Origin of the sequence: Pseudomonas fluorescens, assembly GCF_040448305.1 — a bacterium.
Lineage (GTDB): Bacteria > Pseudomonadota > Gammaproteobacteria > Pseudomonadales > Pseudomonadaceae > Aquipseudomonas > Aquipseudomonas fluorescens_BH.
On sequence record NZ_CP148752.1, the window covers coordinates 3,364,701 to 3,381,111 of the forward strand.

Consider the following 16,411-nt stretch of genomic DNA (forward strand, 5'->3'; position numbering starts at 1 on the left):
CCTTCAGCGACAACGAAGATCCCTGTGGGAGCGGCGGTGCGGTGATCCGACTTGCCCGCGATGGCGTCGGTGACTGACACTACGCCATCGCGAGCAGGCTCGCTCCTACAGTGACGCCATCGAAAAGTTGAACCCGTGACGACCTCCAGCGCTCCACACCGGAGTGGTCATCGGGCCGACAGGGCCGGGATTGCTCAGGCTGGATATCAAGGACGCGGCTGCATCGATTAATCGTTACGCCAGCTCAGCGATACACGTACTTGGTGATATAGGAGTACAGGTCGTTGTACACAAAATCAGGGACATGCTCTGCATGTGCACTGGTTCTCAATAGTTGCAGATGACATTCCTTGACCATTTCATCACGCTCCTCCATTGAATAGACAGTATTCCTGAGAATTTTGTCATAGGCGCTATACGCATATGCCTGCAACTTCGAAACTTCGGCCAGCTTGCCCGTGGCGTCCAGAGTGTAGGTACTGTGAGCGCGCAGCACTCGGTCGTTCAGTTTGCCCAGACCGCGCTCATACAAGAAGATTTGTGAACCGCTCACTTCCTTTGCCAGGAACTCGAACGCGACCAGAACCGCCGGAGCGTTACTGATGCTCGATTCAACCCTCGAATAGCTGACAAAACGCTCCAGCTTCTGCTTTTCCAGACTCGCGAACGCTCTTTTGATGCTGGAAATATGGGCAAACGCGTGATTACAACCCACGACATGGACTTCGAGTTGGTAGCCGGGAACAAATTTTGCCAATCCGGCAAAACCGATGTCATCGAACGCGCACTCCATGATGATGTTGTATTTGTGAGTCAGCGCATTGGCGAATATTTTCGAACCGAGCTCCCTGGTAAACGCTTCTGAATGTTCGTAGGCGTGCAAGACACCGAGCTCGATCATATCGGCGTAATGCGGGTGTTTTTTTCGATATTCGGGCAGGTACAGTCGAATGTAGTTCCCGTAATTCCCGGATGGCAGCAAGCTCTTTTCCAGCAGGTAAGTCTTGCCCGAGCCCTCCACTCCGGCGGTGATCAGCAACTTGGGTATGGTTTCGGCAGTTATGCCGGCGAAGAGCGTGGGGAAGATCTCGTCGAACGCCTTGGTCACGTCGTCTGCGGAATAGCCGTATTTCGGTGCTTCTGACATACCTTGATTTCCTTATCAAAGAATTGGGTTGTGATATCCAGCCCTTTCAATAAAACGTGCTTGCGCTGATTGTTCAAGCCGTTCTTTCAATCAAGGTATGTATCTGTTTTTTAAGGTAAAAATACCTACGAAGCGGAGCGAAAAAACGACGTCGTAATCGACCACCAACGCGGCAGCAACTGCCTGACCTTGCTCTCGCCAAAACGGTCGTCGATCAACATCACCACCCCTTGATCCTGTTGCGTACGGATCACCCGTCCAGCGGCCTGCACCACTTTCTGCACGCCGGGATAAAGGTAGGTGTAGTCATAACCGGCACCGAAAATCGCGGCCATGCGCCGTTTCAGTTGCTCGTTCACCGGATTGAGCTGCGCCAGCCCCAGCGTGGCGATAAACGCGCCGATCAACCGGGCGCCGGGCAAATCGATGCCTTCCCCAAAGGCCCCACCCAGCACCGCAAAACCGATGCCTTGGCCGTCGGCGTGAAACTGGTCGAGAAACTGCTGACGCTGCGCTTCGCCCATGCCTCGGGATTGCGACCAGAGAGTGATGTGCGGATGTTTCTCGGCCAGCAACTGCGCGACCTGCTGCAAATAATCGAAGCTGCTGAAAAACGCCAGGTAATTGCCGGGGCGCTCGCAGAACTGTCTGGCGATCAAGTCCACGATCGGTTCCAGAGACGACTGGCGATGCACGAACCGCGTGGAGATCTGGTCGACGATATGCACTTGCAGTTGATCGGCGTGAAACGGCGACTCGACGTCGATGCACACGGTGTCCGCCGGTGTTCCCAGTAAATCGGCGTAATAGTGCCGCGGGCTGAGGGTCGCGGAGAACAGCACCGTGCTACGCGCAGCAGTCAGGCGCGGGCGGATGAACCCGGCAGGGACCACATTGCGCAGGCACAACTGCGAGAGGTTGCGCTTGCGCTCCAGGTCGCGCTTGCTGATGTCGAACAGGAACTGCTCATCGAACAGTTCGGCGACCCGGCAAAAGTGCAGCATGTCGAAGTAAAACCCCTGCAGTGCACTGTCCAGCCCTTGAGGGTGATCGTTGAGGTAGTCACCGATGCTGGCGCTGCACGATGACAGTGCCTGAAGGAGCTTTTCCGGCGCCTTGTCATAGGCCTGATAGGCGCCGGTTTGCCCGTTATGCAGGGCATTCCACTCGCGATTGACCCGCTGCATCGGTTTTTTCAGCACGTCGGGCGCGGTTTTGCGCACGCCGTTGAAGGTCGCCTGATCGAGGCTGGCGCTGTACATCTGCCGGCCACGCTCCACCAGGTTATGGGCTTCGTCGACCAGCACCGCGACCTTCCAGTTGTTGACCTGAGCCAAGCCGAACAGCAACGCGCTGAAATCGAAGTAATAGTTGTAGTCGGCAACCACCACGTCGGCCCAACGCGCCATTTCCTGGCTCAGGTAATACGGGCAGACATCGTGCGCCAGGGCAACCTCGCGCAAGGCGCTCTGGTTCAACAGGCTCAGTTGGCTGGCCGCCTGCCGTGCGGCGGGCAGGCGATCGTAGAAACCCCGGGCCAGCGGACAGGACTCGCCGTGGCAGGCTTTGTCCGGGTGTTCGCAGGCCTTGTCCCGGGCGATCATCTCCAGCACCCGCAGCGGCGGCGCATTGGCGCTGGAAAGAATCACTTGCGCGGCGTCCAGGGCCAGTTGGCGTCCCGGGGTTTTCGCCGTGAGGAAGAACACCTTGTCCAGTTGCTGCGGCGCCAGGGCCTTGAGCATGGGGAACAAGGTGCCCAGGGTCTTGCCGATGCCCGTGGGCGCCTGGGCCATCAGGCAGCGCCCCGTGCTGACGGCCTTGAACACCGACTCGGCCAGATGGCGCTGCCCCGGTCGAAAACCGGCATGGGGAAAGGCCAGGCCCTGGGCGGCCAGATTGCGCCCTTCTCGATGGGCGACTTCCTGTTCGGCCCATTGCAGGAACAGCGCGCAATGTCGTTCGAAGAATTGTTGCAGCTCGGTGGCGTCGAAAGGCTCGACCAGGCAGGTTTCCTTTTCGCTGACGATGTCGAAGTACACCAGAGCCAGATTGATCTGCGGCAGATCCAGTTTCCGGCACATCAACCAGCCGTAGACTTTCACCTGGGCCCAATGCAATTGACGGTGGTTGGCCGCTTGTTTGCTCAAGTCGCCGCGGTAGGTCTTGACCTCCTCCAGGCAGTTTTGCCCGGGGTCATAGCCATCCGCCCTGCCCTTGACCGTCAAGGTCTGATACTGACCCTCAAGGGCGACTTCGCTTTGGTAACCCTCGCTGCGCCGTGAGGCAACCGTACGGTGCCCGACGATGCCTTCCAGCGCGCTAGGCGACGGCGTGAAGCGCAGATCGAGGTCGCCGACCTTGGCGGTGAACTCGCACAACGCCCGCACCGCAATGCTATAGCTCAATCGCCCTGCTCCGCCCATTGCACGTAACAGACGGCAATGGGCATCTGGTGTTCATGGCAGAACTCCAGCCAGCGCAGCTGGTTGTCCTGCAGGCGATCGCCCGGGCCTTTGACTTCGATCATGCGGTAGGTCTTTTGCTGCGGCCAGAACTGGATCAGGTCCGGCATGCCGGCGCGATTGGCCTTGATGTCCAGCAGGAGGCGATTGAACCAGTGCTTGAGGTGCTCGGCCGGGAGGCAATCGAGGGCTTGCTCCAGCAACTCTTCGCTGAGCACGCTCCAGAACACGAACGGCGACTGCACGCCCCACTTGGCGGCATAACGTTCGCGGATGGTCTGCCGGTAGCGCCCGTCGTCGAGTTCGGCCAGGCACGCCTGAAACAGTTCGGCCCGGCGGACCTGGAAGTCTTCGCTGAGCAGGTCCACCGGCCCGCGCTGGAACGGGTGAAAAAACGCCCCCGGCAAAGGCGCGAAAATCGCCGGCCAGCACAGCAGGCCAAACAGTGAATTGACCAGGCTGTTTTCCACGTAGTGCACTGGCGCAGAATCTTGCGCCAGATGTGCCTGAACGTAGAACTCCACCGATAACGCCGGGTCTGTCCTGGGCAATTGCAGGTCAAGGCGCTGCATTTCCCGAGGCGCAGCCCGCTTGATGGGCGGCCCGCCGAGCTTGCGTCGCAGGCGTGGCAGCACGCGGAGCAACTGCTGGTATTCGGCGGCGCTTTCCGGCGCCTGCTCGGCCTGCTCAGCCAGGTCCAAGGCCTGCTCGAACTGGCCGCTGCGTTCCAGCACGCGAATGAGCCGCGCCCGCGCACCTGGATAAGCGCATTCGCGGTACAGGTTCAGGGCCATGGAGAAATCCGCGGTGCGTTCGCAGTACTGGGCCATCTGGAACAGCAGCTTGCCGCGCCGGCGTTGCAACCACGGATTGTCCAGCGTCAGCTCCTTGATCCGTTCCGCCACCTCCTCCAGCGCTTCACCGGCCTCGAATTGTTGCTGGTATCCGTGCAGAAGGATGCAGGCATCCACGTCTTCGCGGCTGCGCAAGCCACGGGACTCGGCGCAGAATTCGACTTTTTCGTAGGTGTAGATACCGAGGTCAGCCAACACGAATTCCGACCAGTCCTGATACAGGTTGCCGAAAAACATCAGGCGCAGGCGATCGCACAATTGCATGATGGTCAGGCTGAACAGACGCTCGTCCAGGGCCGGGCACCAGTCGTTGAAGTTTTGCGCCTGGGGAAACTGCTCGCACAGCGCTGGCAACCAATCGGCTTTCTTGCCTTTGGGCTGATCGACTGCCGGGCCAAAGACCTGGAGGATTTCACCCTTGAGCAGCACCTCGAACAGCGCTTGGACCGTCAACGGCATTCGTTCATCGACCCAACCGAGCGCTAACAGCGGCTCGACGGCGCAGCCGATATCGCCGATTTCCTCGTAGTGCAGTTTGCTCGCCCTGAAATGAACGCCCTTGCGCATGACCATTCTGACCAGCAGTGCCTGCGATTCACGGGGCAACCGCTTAAACTCATTAATGAAACGCTGCTCGTCGACGCTCAGCACATCGGCAAAGCGCTGCTCAAGCCAATCAAGCACTTGCATGAAGTTGTTCAAGTAATAGAACGGATCGTCGAGGGGATTTGCGGTCACTGGAAAATGGGCCATGGCGAGAGGTACTGGTTATGCATACAGATACCAGTTCCACGCCGCGTGGCGCAATCGGAAAAGGATAAATGGCGGCGCTGTACGGAATTTTCTCCGGGCAGTAGAACTTTCTGCCCCCTGGCGGCACCAACCGCCATACAGGTGCAGTGACAGCCTCGGGCTGATGGCGCTACTTTAAACGAACGGGAGGTGATCATGGACATCAAGACATTGGGCTTGCCCCTGGCTGCAGCGGCCCTGCTGGCGCTGGCCGGTTGCTCGACGCCAACGGTGGTGACGCTGCAGAACGGCACTCAATACCTGACCAAAGACATACCGAAGACCAAAACCAAGGACGGGTTCTTTGAGTTTGAGGACATTTCCGGTGCGATGGTGAAAGTCAGGGCCGATGAAGTGGCGACGATTCGCGAAGAAGAAGACTGACGTTTCTCCTGGCACGATGTGGCAGGTTTCGAGCACTGCTTTACACTCGATAGACCCCGTGCGACCGAATGACTGTGCAACGCTTCGACACAGGCGTTGCAATACGGGCATCACGCAAAGACTCAGGTGACGCCGAAATGAAAATGGTCATGCCACTTCTGGCCTCTGTGCTCGCCGTCAGCGCATGCGTGACGGCGAGCCTGTGTGACGCCGCCACAAAGGCAAAACCAAAGCCAAAGCCTTTGCCAACGTACAAAACCAGTTTCGATTGCGCCACGCCCCAGGCATCCGCCGAAAAGCTTATCTGTCACGACCCTCAACTGGCGCGCATGGACCTGGAACTCAATCGCCTTTATCTCCTGGCGCTCAGCGACGACCATTCAGTTCCGCGCCCGAATAAAGTCGAGATCGATCAGCGGTTCTGGATTGAGTCCCGTAACCAGTGTGGTGGCGGGACTCAAGCCAAGGCATGCGTCGTGCGAAGTTATGCCGAGCGTGCGTTCCAACTGCGCCAGGGTTCGGCCATTGCCAGAACCAAGGACCCAAGCAGGCTCACTGAAGGCCCGTTGGCTTATCGTTGTGCAGGGTTTAATGCATTGGTCGCCGCGACCTTCTTTACCGTCGAGCCGGGTGTGGTGTTCCTGAAATGGGCCAATACCTCGGTGACGCTGAACCAGGTGCCCGACAATTCCGGAACCCGGTACACGGGAAAGGATTACAAAGGCAGCTACAGCTTCTGGCAACTGGGCGATGACGTGTTTTTCCAGATACCCGGCTCAGGCCAGATGAGTTGCGCAGCCGAGCCGGTCGGCTGATGACGATGGCATCGGGACGTCCTGTCCCGATGGCCGCTCCCCCGCTTTAGCTGCCGGTGCGAATCTTGTTCCAGACCCGGGTACGCACCCGGTCGATGTTCAGCGGCATGGCTTCCAGGGCAAACAGCTTGCCCATCATTTCCGGGCTTGGGTAAACCTTGGTGTCGTTTTTGATCGCCGGGTCGATCAGGCTGTCGGCCGTCTCGTTGCCATTGGCGTAATGCACGTAGTTGCTGACGCTAGCCATGACGTCCGGGCGCAGCAGGTAGTTCATGAAGGCGTAACCGGCTTTTTCGTCCGGAGCGTCGGCCGGCATCGCGACCATATCGAACCAGATCGCGGCGCCTTCCTTGGGAATCGAATAGCCGATGTCGATGCCGTTGTTGGCTTCCCTGGCGCGGTTTTCCGCTTGCAGGATGTCGCCGGAGAAACCGACCGCGACGCAGATATCGCCGTTGGCCAGGTCGCTGGTGTACTTGGACGAGTGAAAATAGCTGACATACGGCCGCACTTTCAGCAACAGGGCTTCGGCCTTCTTGTAGTCTTGCGGGTTCTTGCTGTGTGGCGGCAACCCAAGGTAGTTCAACGCGGCCGGCAGTAGTTCGGGACCGTTGTCGAGGATGGCCACCCCGCACTTCTGCAACTTCTGCATGTTCTCGGGCTTGAAGATCAGGTCCCAGGAATCCACCGGGGCGTTGTCCCCCAGCACAGCCTTGACCTTGGCAATGTTGTAGCCGATGCCGGTGCTGCCCCACAGGTACGGGAACCCATGCTCGTTGCCCGGATCGTTGGTCTGCAACGCCTTGAGCAACACAGGGTTGAGGTTCTTCCAGTTCGGCAGCTGACTCTTGTCGAGTTTCTTCAGGGCGCCACCTTCAATCTGCCGGGCCATGAAGTGATTGGACGGGAACACCACGTCGTAGCCGGATTTGCCGGTCATCAGCTTGCCATCGAGGGTCTCGTTGCTGTCATAGACGTCGTAGGTGAAGCCGATGCCGGTTTCTTTCTGGAAGTTTTTCGTGGTGTCTGGCGCGATGTAGTCCGACCAGTTGTAGATCTTGACGGTTTCGGCGGCCTGGCTGATCGATGCCACGAGCATCAGCGGGGCCAGGGTCAGTGTCTTTCGGATCATGAGTCGATTCCTGTAGGTTTTTGTTGTTGGCAGGCAATCAAAGGATCAGCTTTCAAATTTCAAAGAATTGAAAATTCAAAAAATCAGTACGTAGGTCTTGCGCACGGTTTCCTGGATGTCCCAGATGCCGAGGCTGTTGGCCGGCAACATCAGTGCGTCACCGGCTTCTATTTGCAGGGGCTCGCCGCCGTCCGGGGTGAAGGTGCAGCGGCCCTGGATGAAGTGACAGAATTCCTGGGCGACGATCTGCCGCCGCCAGCGCCCCGGGGTGCATTCCCAGACGCCAGTCTCGACGCCGTCGTCGCGTTCGACGCTGGTGGTCGAAGCCACGGCCACTGGGGTACCCAGGGGCACGGCGACCGGATTGGATTCGTCCAGTTTCAGGGTTGCGGTGTTCTTGAACTGCGTGATGCTCATGGGAATACCTGTCTATGTAGCCTGTAGATGAAGAGCGCGCCGTTTAGTGCATGAAACCTTCCATGAAACCGGCGACCCCGCTGGCCAGCTTGCGCCGCCACGGCGCAGTGGCCGGGTTGGCCAGGGTCTGGTCTTCATGGACAAAGCTGCGGATGATCGCGTTGTAGCCGAGCCAGCGGATCGGCTCCGGCTCCCAGGCCCGCAGTGCGTCGAGACCGCGCTGGGGGATAACCCACGGCTGGCGCACCAGTTCGGTGTCGCGCCCCAGGATCAGGTCGGCCAGCGTGCGGCCTCCCAGATTGCTGGCGCCAACGCCCTCCCCGCCATAGCCGCCAGACAGGGCGATGCCGTTGGCCCGGTCGCAAAGCATGTGCGGCTGGAAATGCCGGGACATGCCCAGGTTGCCGCCCCAGGAATGGGTGATCTGCACGTTCTTCAACTGCGGGAACAGTTCGCCGAACAGATAGCGCCGCAGCTGTATTTCGTCAGCAGTCAGGTCGAAGTCGTGGCGCAGCTTGCCGGCGAACTGGTAGCCGCCCCGGGCGCCAAAGATCAGTCGGTTGTCAGCGGTGCGCTGACCGTAGGTGACCTGGCGACTGGCCTCGCTGAACGCCTGGCCGTGACTCAGGCCGATTTCGTCCCAGGTGGCCGCCGACAAGGGCTCGGTCGCGACGATCAGGCTCTGCACCGGCATCTGATAACGCCCCAATGGCGGCAGCGTGACGGAGTAGCCTTCTACCGCCGGCACCACCCAGCGACTGCGCACCGAAGCTTTCGCCGTGCGCAGGCCGCCGGACTGCCAATGGGTGACCGGGCTGTTTTCGTAGACTCTGACGCCCAGGCGCTCCACCGCCCGGGCCAGCCCCCGTACCAGTCTGGCCGGGTGAATGGTCGCCACGTGCGGCGCGTAGATGCCGCCGTAGGGTTTGGCGACGCGGATCTGTTGCGCCAGTTGTTGCGGGGTCAGCCAGCGATAGTGGCTGTCGTTGAGGCCCTGGCGATGGAGATCGTCCAGATAGTGACGCAGGCTGGCCTCCTGCTCCGGATAGCGAGCGGCGCAATACAGCACCCCGCCTTTACGGTAATCACAGTCGATCCCCTCGCGTTCGAGGACAATCTCCACTTCATCCGGAATGCTGTGCAACAAATCGTAGGAGGCACGGCGTTCTTCGGCCGGCAGGTTGGCCAGCAGGCGATCTTCCCCCAGCAAATTGCCCATCAGCCAGCCACCATTGCGCCCCGATGCACCGAAACCGGCGGTTTGCGCTTCGACGATGGCAACGTTCAGGTCTGGTTTGTGTTGCTTGAGGTAGTACGCGGTCCAGAGCCCGGTGTAGCCCGCGCCGATGATCGCCACGTCGACATCCAGATCCCGCTCCAGCGCCGGACGCGCCAATAGCGGCTCGTCGAGCTGGTCCATCCACAAACTGATAGTGCGCCACGCCGGCATGCAAGACTCCGCCACTCAAACTTCGATGGCGTCGATCCTAGTGCGTGGGCTCAGGCGCTGTCTTGCGCGCGTGCACGCAAAGAAATTTGTTTGACGTAGGCCTTGGGGGACTGGCCGGTGTGCTGGCGGAAACAGCTGTAGAACGCCGACAGCGAATTGAATCCGGCAGCGAAGGCCAGTTCATCGATACGCAGTGGCGGTGTGGCGGCATCCAGCGCTGCAAGCAAATGTCGCAGGCGTGCCTGGTTGACGTAGCGGTAGAAGCTCTGGCCCAGCACCTGGTTCAACAGGTATGAAATCTGGTTGCGGCTGTAGCCACACTCCTTCGCCACCCGTTGCAGATCGAGCTCCGGGTCCAGATAAGGCTGTTGACCCTGGAAATACTGCTGCAGGTCATCGGCCATGAAGCTCAATTGGCGCGGCGACAGGCCGAGTCGGCTGACCGCCGGGCGCTGGTTGCCGGACGTTTTGCTGCCGGGTTGCTCGTGCACCAATGACGCATATTCATTGACCCGCCAGATCAGCCCGTCCTTGACGGTGATCGCTTCGCTGGCGCGGAACGACACCAGTCCTTCACCGCCGCGCAGGGTGATGCGGTACTGAATGAACGCCGTGTTGCCGTCCAGTCGAATGCGGTCGGAATGCTCCAGCGCCTCATCCGGATCCCGGGGCATGCTGTTGCGTACGTACTCGCGCAATTCGGCCAGGCCCATGATTTTGTTCTGGAAGAAATCGTTGTACTGGACTTCAGGGTGATAAAGCGCCATGACGCCGTCCAGATCCCGGTGCTTCCAGCGCAAGTGATAGCGCATGACCGTCTCGCCCGTGGCCTGGGTTTGCAGCGGGCCATCATCATCGGCGTGCATTGAACATCTCGACGGAAAAACACCGAGCTTGCCCAACTTCGGCTTTGTCTTCAACGACTAAACGGATAACGGTTTTTGGTCGCAAATGCGAACGAAGCGTGATCTGAATCAAAAAAATGACGGCAATCGCCAAATGGCCTGAAAAATCCACATTCTTTTCACATCCGGCTGCTACTTTTAAACACTGTCACTGGTTGAACCAATGAAGGTTCTTCCCTCCTACCATGAGCTAACGGACGCGCTCGATAATGAAGGCGGGCAACACATGAATAAAGGGTTCAGTAAGGTTACGTTTCCAAACGCCTGCCAGCTGATGCGCTGGCATTTTCATCCCATGGGTTTCGAGGCGAGCATGGACGCCCCGGGCAGCATGATTGCCCGTCTTTTTGATCGTGCCACTGGCGAGACCATGATCGCCATTGCCGGTATTCCGTGCGCCACCGTCATGAATGCTGCGGATGTAGAACTGATAATCGAAGCGGTGGAGGATGAACTTGAAGCCTTCGTTCCACCAGAAGCGTTCAGGAGTTATGCCTGAAGACTGAATGCACAAAAAAAGCCCACTTCACGTGGGCTTTTTGTTGAGCGCTGCTCCCCTGTAGGAGCGAGCCTGCTCGCGAAGGACGTTAACGATAATGCGTATTCCCTGACTAAACGCGGCGCTCTTGAGTCCATCGCCGGCAAGCCGGCTCCTACAGGGTCCCGAGTCAGGCGGAGGTCTGGCTTTTACGATGATCGACAAAAAACGCCTTGCCCTTGCCGATCCGGTCGGAGGCCTTTGGCATGTTCGCAGCCTGGGTGTCTTGTGCGTCGACGTACCAGTAGCAATGGCTGACGGCGCGGGTAATACCCACGTAGGCCAGCCGCAGGATTTCGTCCTTCTGGGCGTTGTCGTAGGGTTCGCTGTCACCGGCCTTGCCCAGGCCTGCCATCCGGTAGACCTGATTCTTGTAAGGTGAGCTGGTCAGGTGCTGGCAGTCGCCCAGTAAAAACACCGCATCGGCCTGGAGGCCTTTGGCGCTGTGATACGTCAGTTGTTTGAGCCTGCGAGCTTCATGCGGCAAGCTAGAATCAACATTAACTACCGACTGAATATGCTCCTCTATCAATAACTTATCGCTGCTTTTACGATAAAGCATCAAGATCGAATCGCCCTTTCGGTAATGCTCCATCAGGCGTTGGGCCATGCCCTGGTCATCACGATCGAGGACGTTCACTGGCAGCAACGCCTTGGGTTCGCCGCTGGCCTTGGCTTTCTTCCCGGCAATCGCCGGTGCTGCGCGCACGATGTGCTCGGCGGCATCGATGATGTGCTGGTGGCTGCGGTAGTTGTCGCTGAGCATGACCTTGGTGGTGCTCGGCGACGGGAATTCCTTGTTGAACTCCATGAAGTAGGTCGGCGAACTGCCGCGCCACCCATAGATGGACTGCCAGTCATCGCCCACACACAGCAGCGAGGAGCGCTGGGCCCCGCGCCCGACGTGCATGGCCGGTCCGCGACTGCGGATCTCTGCCAGGCTGGCCCTGATCCAGGAGACGATCTGCGGCGAGACATCCTGGAATTCGTCGATCATCAGGTGTGACAGCGGCCGCAGCAACTCATCGCTGAGCAGCTTGAGGTTCTCCGGCGAATGCTCGCTGAACAGGGCGAACATGCGGTTGTAGGTCATGATCGGCGGCTTCTGGTCCAGCAAGTGATCTTCCAGCGCCCGCCAGTACAGACTCAAGGCTTCGAAGAAGAACCGGTCGGGATCGTCCTTGGCGAAACTCATCTGACCTACCGCGCCCGGCACGTCCAGCCCGAGGTTTTCGATGAACCCGGCGGCGGCGACAAAGCAATCGAGCAGTGGCGCTGAAGCGAGCTCGCCCTTGACCTTGTAATCGAAGCCCGGCCCGGCGCTGGCATCGCCGGCGAGCGAGGCCAAGACACGTTTTGATGATTCGTAACTATCAATCCATATCAATGGCTTACGACAGAAAGCTTGAAACAGGGTGCGCTTTACTGCCCACTCTGCGCGTACCGTTAGCTTGGCGTTCGGTCGCGTGACCTGCGGGTTTTCCCTAGGATCGAACCCCAGCACCACCCAGGCATCCAGGGACGGGATGTAGCCGTGGCAATGGAATGTCGAACCGTTGATATCGAACGACTGGCGATTCGGTTCGATGCCCTTGATGGGCCAGGCACCGGCGCGAAACCACAGGTCCTCAATGGCGTCGCACAGTTCTTCATCGCGTTTGGCCGCAAGCTCGGTAACGCCCATGCGTTTCTGCACATCCGGGTGATCGCGCTCCAGCTCCTTGAGTTGCAAGGCATGCCGGGACAATGGCTTGATCAGCTCGCGAAAACGCTCGTCGTTACTGTGCAGCCGGTGATAGCAGGCGTTGAGTTGCTGGCGTTGAGCGTCGTTGATGCGCAGATCGAACGGATTGCTGTCGGCCTCCTCGTCACCCTGTGCGGCCCGCAGGCTGAGGTTTTCAAAAGCCTGCAGGCGCTCGAAACCCGGAAGGCTGCGCACCATCGGCAGGATCCGCGAGTGAAAGGTGCGCACCAGGTCCCGCGCCTCCTTGAAACTGATCGCGCGACCCCAGAGCGCAAACAGTTCGATCAGCTTGTTGATGAAGTCCTTGCGCGACTCACGGGTGAAGGTCACCACCGTCATCGAACTCAGTTCAAAGCCCAGGTAATGGGTCAACAGCAAGATACGCAACACCAACGTGGTCGATTTGCCAGCACCGGCACCCGCAATCACCGAGGTGGACGGTGTATCGCTGAAGATCATTTTCCACTGTGCGGCGCTGGGTTGGGCATGGGCTGGCAACAACCGGGCGACATCGGCCTTCATGCGTTTCTTCAGCTCGGCGCTCAAAGGCAGGCGCCAATCGTCGAACAGCAAGTCATCGACATTCGGCGGTCGGTGCTCAGTGCTGCGCGAGTCACGGATCAGCAGGACCTGTCGACCCTCCTCCAACCCCTCGAGCTTGCCTTCCCTGTAGCCGTAATCGACCCCGGCGCTGTGACCGCTGCGAAAACCGTCGGCCTGGCCATGCAACCAAGACGCACGATGCTGTGCGTGCAGGCGGGTCAGGCTGTAGCCGAAGAATCGGGCGAGCAATCGCTTGATCAGCGGCATCTCGGCCAGGGGGCGAAGTTCAGGCGGAAGATCGGGGGTGTGTTGCGGCACGCGGACTGACTCCAGGGTGTGAGGCTGTTGAGCGCTATGGTGTCTGCATTTGCCCTTGAGTTCTAGTGAATTGCTTATGACTCATTGGCTTATGCGATGAAGTGAAAGCTGGATGAGAAACTTTCGAGTTCGTTTTATATCAATCCATTCGATGGGAATGCTGCATTTTTTACGCTTTTTATCGATTGTTGCCTGTTGGATGATGGCCGTCATCACTCACCGGTCTCGCTTCGTGGCTCAGGCACCTGGCCCCATGACGAACCTTTTCTGGAGACGATCATGCTTGAACTCAGACCTTTCAACTCGCTCGGCGGCGCTCACCACGGCTGGTTGGATGCTCACCACCATTTTTCGTTCGCCGAGTACTACGATCCCAAGCGCATGAACTGGGGCAACCTGCGGGTCTGGAACGACGACGTGATCGCTCCCGGCACCGGTTTCCCGCAACACCTGCACCGCGACATGGAAATCATCACCTATGTCCGCGAAGGCGCCATTACCCACCAGGACAACCTTGGCAACAAGGGCCGCACCGAAGCCGGTGACGTCCAGGTCATGAGTGCCGGCACAGGGATCGCCCACAGCGAGTACAACCTGGAAGCGACGCCGACGAGGATTTTCCAGATCTGGATCATCCCGAACGAGTCCGGCCTGGCCCCGTCCTGGGGCGCCAAGCCGTTCCCGAAGGGCAACCGCGAAGGTTTTGTCACCCTGGCCAGCGGCAAGGAAGGCGACGATCAGAGCCTGCGCATCCGCGCCGATGCCCGGCTGGTAGCGGCCAACCTGAAGGCCGGCGAGTCTGCCGAATACGCGCTGGACAAGGGCCGTCGTGCTTACCTGGTGCCGGCCACCGGGGTCATTGAGGTCAATGGCTTGCGTGCACAAGCTCGAGATGGTGTCGCGGTTGCCGATGAGACCGTACTGCGGGTGACGGCCATCGAGGACAGCGAGATTGTTCTGGTGGATCTGGCTTGATTCGCTGAACGCAAACGCAAAAAAAGGGGTGACCGTATTGGTCGCCCCTTTTTTGCTGATCAGGGTAATTCCTGAAAGTCGTGCCCCTTGTGGGAGCGAGCCTGCTCGCGATGGCGGCCTGACATCCAGCATTGATACTGACTGACAGTCCGCCATCGCGAGCAGGCTCGCTCCCACAGGGTTATATGCAGCTCCAGTGGGAGTTACCGCGCTTACTTCGCGGAAATGGCACCATCGACCAGCGTTTGCGCCTCGGCCACCAGTTGCTTGAGGTGGTCGTCGCTGACAAAGCTTTCGGCGTAGATCTTGTAGATGTCTTCCGTGCCCGATGGACGCGCCGCGAACCAGCCGTTCTCGGTCATGACCTTGAGGCCGCCAATGGCCTGGTCATTGCCCGGTGCGTGGCTGAGGATGCTCTGGATCGGCTCGCCCGCCAGTTGGGTCGAGGTGACCTGTTGCGGCGACAGCTTGCTCAACAGTGCTTTCTGCTCCGGATTGGCCTTGGCGTCGACCCGCACCGAGAACGGCTCACCCAGTTCCTCGGTCAAGGCACGATACGCCTGGCTCGGGTCGCGCCCAGTCCGGGCCGTCATCTCGGCGGCCAGCAGGGCCGGAATCAAACCGTCCTTGTCGGTGCTCCAGACACCGCCGTCCTTGCGCAGGAACGAGGCGCCAGCGCTTTCTTCACCGCCGAAACCTAACGACCCATCGAACAGGCCGTCGGCAAACCATTTGAAACCGACCGGCACTTCGTACAGGCGACGACCCAGGCGCTTGGCCACGCGATCGATCAGGCCGCTGCTGACCACGGTTTTACCCACGGCAGCATCGGCGCGCCATTGCGGACGATTCTGGAACAGGTAGTCGATGGCCACGGCGAGGTAGTTGTTCGGCGCCAGCAAACCACCGGACGGCGTGACGATGCCATGGCGGTCGTGGTCCGGATCGCAGGCAAACGCCACGTCGAAGCGTTGTTTCAGGCCGATCAGGCCTTGCATGGCGTGGCTGGACGATGGGTCCATGCGGATCTGGCCGTCCCAGTCGACGGTCATGAAGCGGAAGGTCGGGTCGACCTCTTTGTTCACCACGTCCAGGTCCAGGCGGTAATGCTCGGCAATCGCCGACCAGTAGCGCACCCCTGCTCCACCCAGCGGATCGACACCCAGGCGCAGCCTGGCATCGCGGATGGCGTCGAAGTCGATCACGTTGATCAGGTCGGCGACATAGGTGTTGAGGTAATCGTGTCGATGGGTGGTGCTGGCCTTCAGTGCCTGCTCGTAGCTGATGCGCTTGACGCCAGCGAGCTTGTTGGCCAGCAGTTCGTTGGCCTTGGCTTCGATCCACTTGGTGATGTGGGTATCGGCCGGACCACCGTTGGTTGGGTTGTACTTGTAGCCACCGCTTTGCGGCGGGTTGTGGGACGGCGTGATGACAATGCCGTCGGCCAGGCCGCTGGTGCGACCGCGGTTGTAGCAGAGGATCGCATGGGAAATGGCCGGGGTCGGCGTGTATTCGTCACCTTCGGCGATCATCACGGTCACACCGTTGGCCGCCAGCACTTCGAGGGCACTGGCGCCGGCTGGCGTGGACAGCGCGTGGGTGTCGATACCGACAAACAGCGGGCCATCGATACCTTGAGCTTCGCGGTACAGGCAGATCGCCTGGCTGATCGCCAGCACGTGCCATTCGTTGAAACTCAAGTCAAACGAGCTGCCCCGGTGCCCGGACGTGCCGAAGGCAACGCGCTGGGTCGAAATCGCGGCATCCGGCTGGCCGGTGTAATAGGCCGTTACCAGTCGCGGGATGTCGACCAACAATTCTGCCGGTGCCGGTTTACCCGCAAAAGGACTGAGTGTCATGCAAAACCTCTGGAATAGAGTGGTTCAGGAATTGGGTCGCAGTTTACTGGCAGTTTGACCGCAAGGCGATGGGATC

The 16,411-nt window shown here is 59.5% G+C and carries 13 protein-coding genes; 4 read left to right on the forward strand and 9 right to left on the reverse strand.

Translation table 11 applies throughout. From position 1 onward, the window contains the following. Positions 1-244: 244 nt before the first annotated feature. The 3 genes from WHX55_RS15190 to WHX55_RS15200 all read right to left on the reverse strand — a co-directional run bounded on the left by WHX55_RS15190 (position 245) and on the right by WHX55_RS15200 (position 5,216). Positions 245-1,147, reverse strand: coding sequence for a zeta toxin family protein (locus WHX55_RS15190; protein WP_353743008.1), 903 nt, complete (start codon positions 1,145-1,147; stop codon positions 245-247). 125 nt (positions 1,148-1,272) lie between these two features. Continuing rightward, positions 1,273-3,552: an ATP-dependent DNA helicase gene (locus WHX55_RS15195; RefSeq protein ID WP_353743009.1), complete on the reverse strand. Its 2,280-nt coding sequence runs from the start codon at positions 3,550-3,552 to the stop codon at positions 1,273-1,275. Beyond that, positions 3,549-5,216, reverse strand: a complete 1,668-nt coding sequence (locus tag WHX55_RS15200; RefSeq protein ID WP_353743010.1) for a VRR-NUC domain-containing protein — start codon at positions 5,214-5,216, stop codon at positions 3,549-3,551. Before WHX55_RS15200 ends, WHX55_RS15195 begins: the two co-directional genes overlap by 4 nt. Positions 5,217-5,411: 195 nt before the next feature. Between WHX55_RS15200 and WHX55_RS15205 the strand changes: the two genes are divergently transcribed. Both WHX55_RS15205 and WHX55_RS15210 read left to right on the forward strand, forming a co-directional pair. After that, on the forward strand, positions 5,412-5,639 hold the full coding sequence (locus WHX55_RS15205) for a YgdI/YgdR family lipoprotein (protein WP_150723809.1): 228 nt from the start codon (positions 5,412-5,414) through the stop codon (positions 5,637-5,639). 137 nt (positions 5,640-5,776) lie between these two features. After that, entirely contained in the window at positions 5,777-6,454 is a 678-nt protein-coding gene (locus tag WHX55_RS15210) for an MliC family protein (protein ID WP_150724298.1), read from the forward strand. Between the two features lie 46 nt (positions 6,455-6,500). Here the strand turns inward: WHX55_RS15210 and WHX55_RS15215 are convergent, their stop codons facing one another. The 4 genes from WHX55_RS15215 to WHX55_RS15230 all read right to left on the reverse strand — a co-directional run bounded on the left by WHX55_RS15215 (position 6,501) and on the right by WHX55_RS15230 (position 10,319). Then, the gene (locus tag WHX55_RS15215; protein WP_353743011.1) at positions 6,501-7,586 is read right to left on the reverse strand and encodes a polyamine ABC transporter substrate-binding protein; all 1,086 of its coding nucleotides are present in this window, start codon (positions 7,584-7,586) and stop codon (positions 6,501-6,503) included. 75 nt (positions 7,587-7,661) lie between these two features. Continuing rightward, entirely contained in the window at positions 7,662-8,003 is a 342-nt protein-coding gene (locus WHX55_RS15220; RefSeq protein WP_353743012.1) for a cupin domain-containing protein, read from the reverse strand. Positions 8,004-8,046: 43 nt separating this feature from the next. Continuing rightward, positions 8,047-9,453: an FAD-dependent oxidoreductase gene (locus WHX55_RS15225; protein ID WP_353743013.1), complete on the reverse strand. Its 1,407-nt coding sequence runs from the start codon at positions 9,451-9,453 to the stop codon at positions 8,047-8,049. A gap of 50 nt (positions 9,454-9,503) precedes the next feature. Continuing rightward, a complete protein-coding gene (locus WHX55_RS15230) occupies positions 9,504-10,319 on the reverse strand; it encodes a helix-turn-helix domain-containing protein (protein ID WP_150755515.1) in 816 nt (271 codons plus the stop codon). A gap of 265 nt (positions 10,320-10,584) precedes the next feature. On the opposite strand from WHX55_RS15230, the gene WHX55_RS15235 reads away from it, so the two are divergent. Beyond that, on the forward strand, positions 10,585-10,857 hold the full coding sequence (locus WHX55_RS15235; protein ID WP_150755521.1) for a DUF1652 domain-containing protein: 273 nt from the start codon (positions 10,585-10,587) through the stop codon (positions 10,855-10,857). A gap of 169 nt (positions 10,858-11,026) precedes the next feature. Here WHX55_RS15235 and WHX55_RS15240 read toward each other — a convergent pair whose 3' ends face one another. Continuing rightward, the gene (locus WHX55_RS15240; protein WP_353743014.1) at positions 11,027-13,501 is read right to left on the reverse strand and encodes a UvrD-helicase domain-containing protein; all 2,475 of its coding nucleotides are present in this window, start codon (positions 13,499-13,501) and stop codon (positions 11,027-11,029) included. 279 nt (positions 13,502-13,780) lie between these two features. On the opposite strand from WHX55_RS15240, the gene WHX55_RS15245 reads away from it, so the two are divergent. Further along, positions 13,781-14,476 carry a pirin family protein gene (locus WHX55_RS15245; protein ID WP_353743015.1) on the forward strand — a complete coding sequence of 232 codons (696 nt, stop codon included), beginning with the start codon at positions 13,781-13,783 and terminating at the stop codon, positions 14,474-14,476. Positions 14,477-14,688: 212 nt separating this feature from the next. Here the strand turns inward: WHX55_RS15245 and pgm are convergent, their stop codons facing one another. Then, complete coding sequence (pgm, locus tag WHX55_RS15250; protein WP_151213547.1) at positions 14,689-16,335, reverse strand: phosphoglucomutase (alpha-D-glucose-1,6-bisphosphate-dependent); 1,647 nt, start codon at positions 16,333-16,335, stop codon at positions 14,689-14,691. Positions 16,336-16,411 lie beyond the last annotated feature (76 nt).

Bases quoted from the DNA above. Each gene is read 5' to 3' on its own strand.
- WHX55_RS15190 (WP_353743008.1), bottom strand. From the start codon at position 1,147: ATGTCAGAAGCACCGAAATACGGCTATTCCGCAGACGACGTGACCAAG.
- WHX55_RS15200 (WP_353743010.1), bottom strand. From the start codon at position 5,216: ATGGCCCATTTTCCAGTGACCGCAAATCCCCTCGACGATCCGTTCTAT.
- WHX55_RS15205 (WP_150723809.1), top strand. From the start codon at position 5,412: ATGGACATCAAGACATTGGGCTTGCCCCTGGCTGCAGCGGCCCTGCTG.
- WHX55_RS15210 (WP_150724298.1), top strand. From the start codon at position 5,777: ATGAAAATGGTCATGCCACTTCTGGCCTCTGTGCTCGCCGTCAGCGCA.
- WHX55_RS15215 (WP_353743011.1), bottom strand. From the start codon at position 7,586: ATGATCCGAAAGACACTGACCCTGGCCCCGCTGATGCTCGTGGCATCG.
- WHX55_RS15220 (WP_353743012.1), bottom strand. From the start codon at position 8,003: ATGAGCATCACGCAGTTCAAGAACACCGCAACCCTGAAACTGGACGAA.
- WHX55_RS15225 (WP_353743013.1), bottom strand. From the start codon at position 9,453: ATGCCGGCGTGGCGCACTATCAGTTTGTGGATGGACCAGCTCGACGAG.
- WHX55_RS15230 (WP_150755515.1), bottom strand. From the start codon at position 10,319: ATGCACGCCGATGATGATGGCCCGCTGCAAACCCAGGCCACGGGCGAG.
- WHX55_RS15235 (WP_150755521.1), top strand. From the start codon at position 10,585: ATGAATAAAGGGTTCAGTAAGGTTACGTTTCCAAACGCCTGCCAGCTG.
- WHX55_RS15245 (WP_353743015.1), top strand. From the start codon at position 13,781: ATGCTTGAACTCAGACCTTTCAACTCGCTCGGCGGCGCTCACCACGGC.
- pgm (WP_151213547.1), bottom strand. From the start codon at position 16,335: ATGACACTCAGTCCTTTTGCGGGTAAACCGGCACCGGCAGAATTGTTG.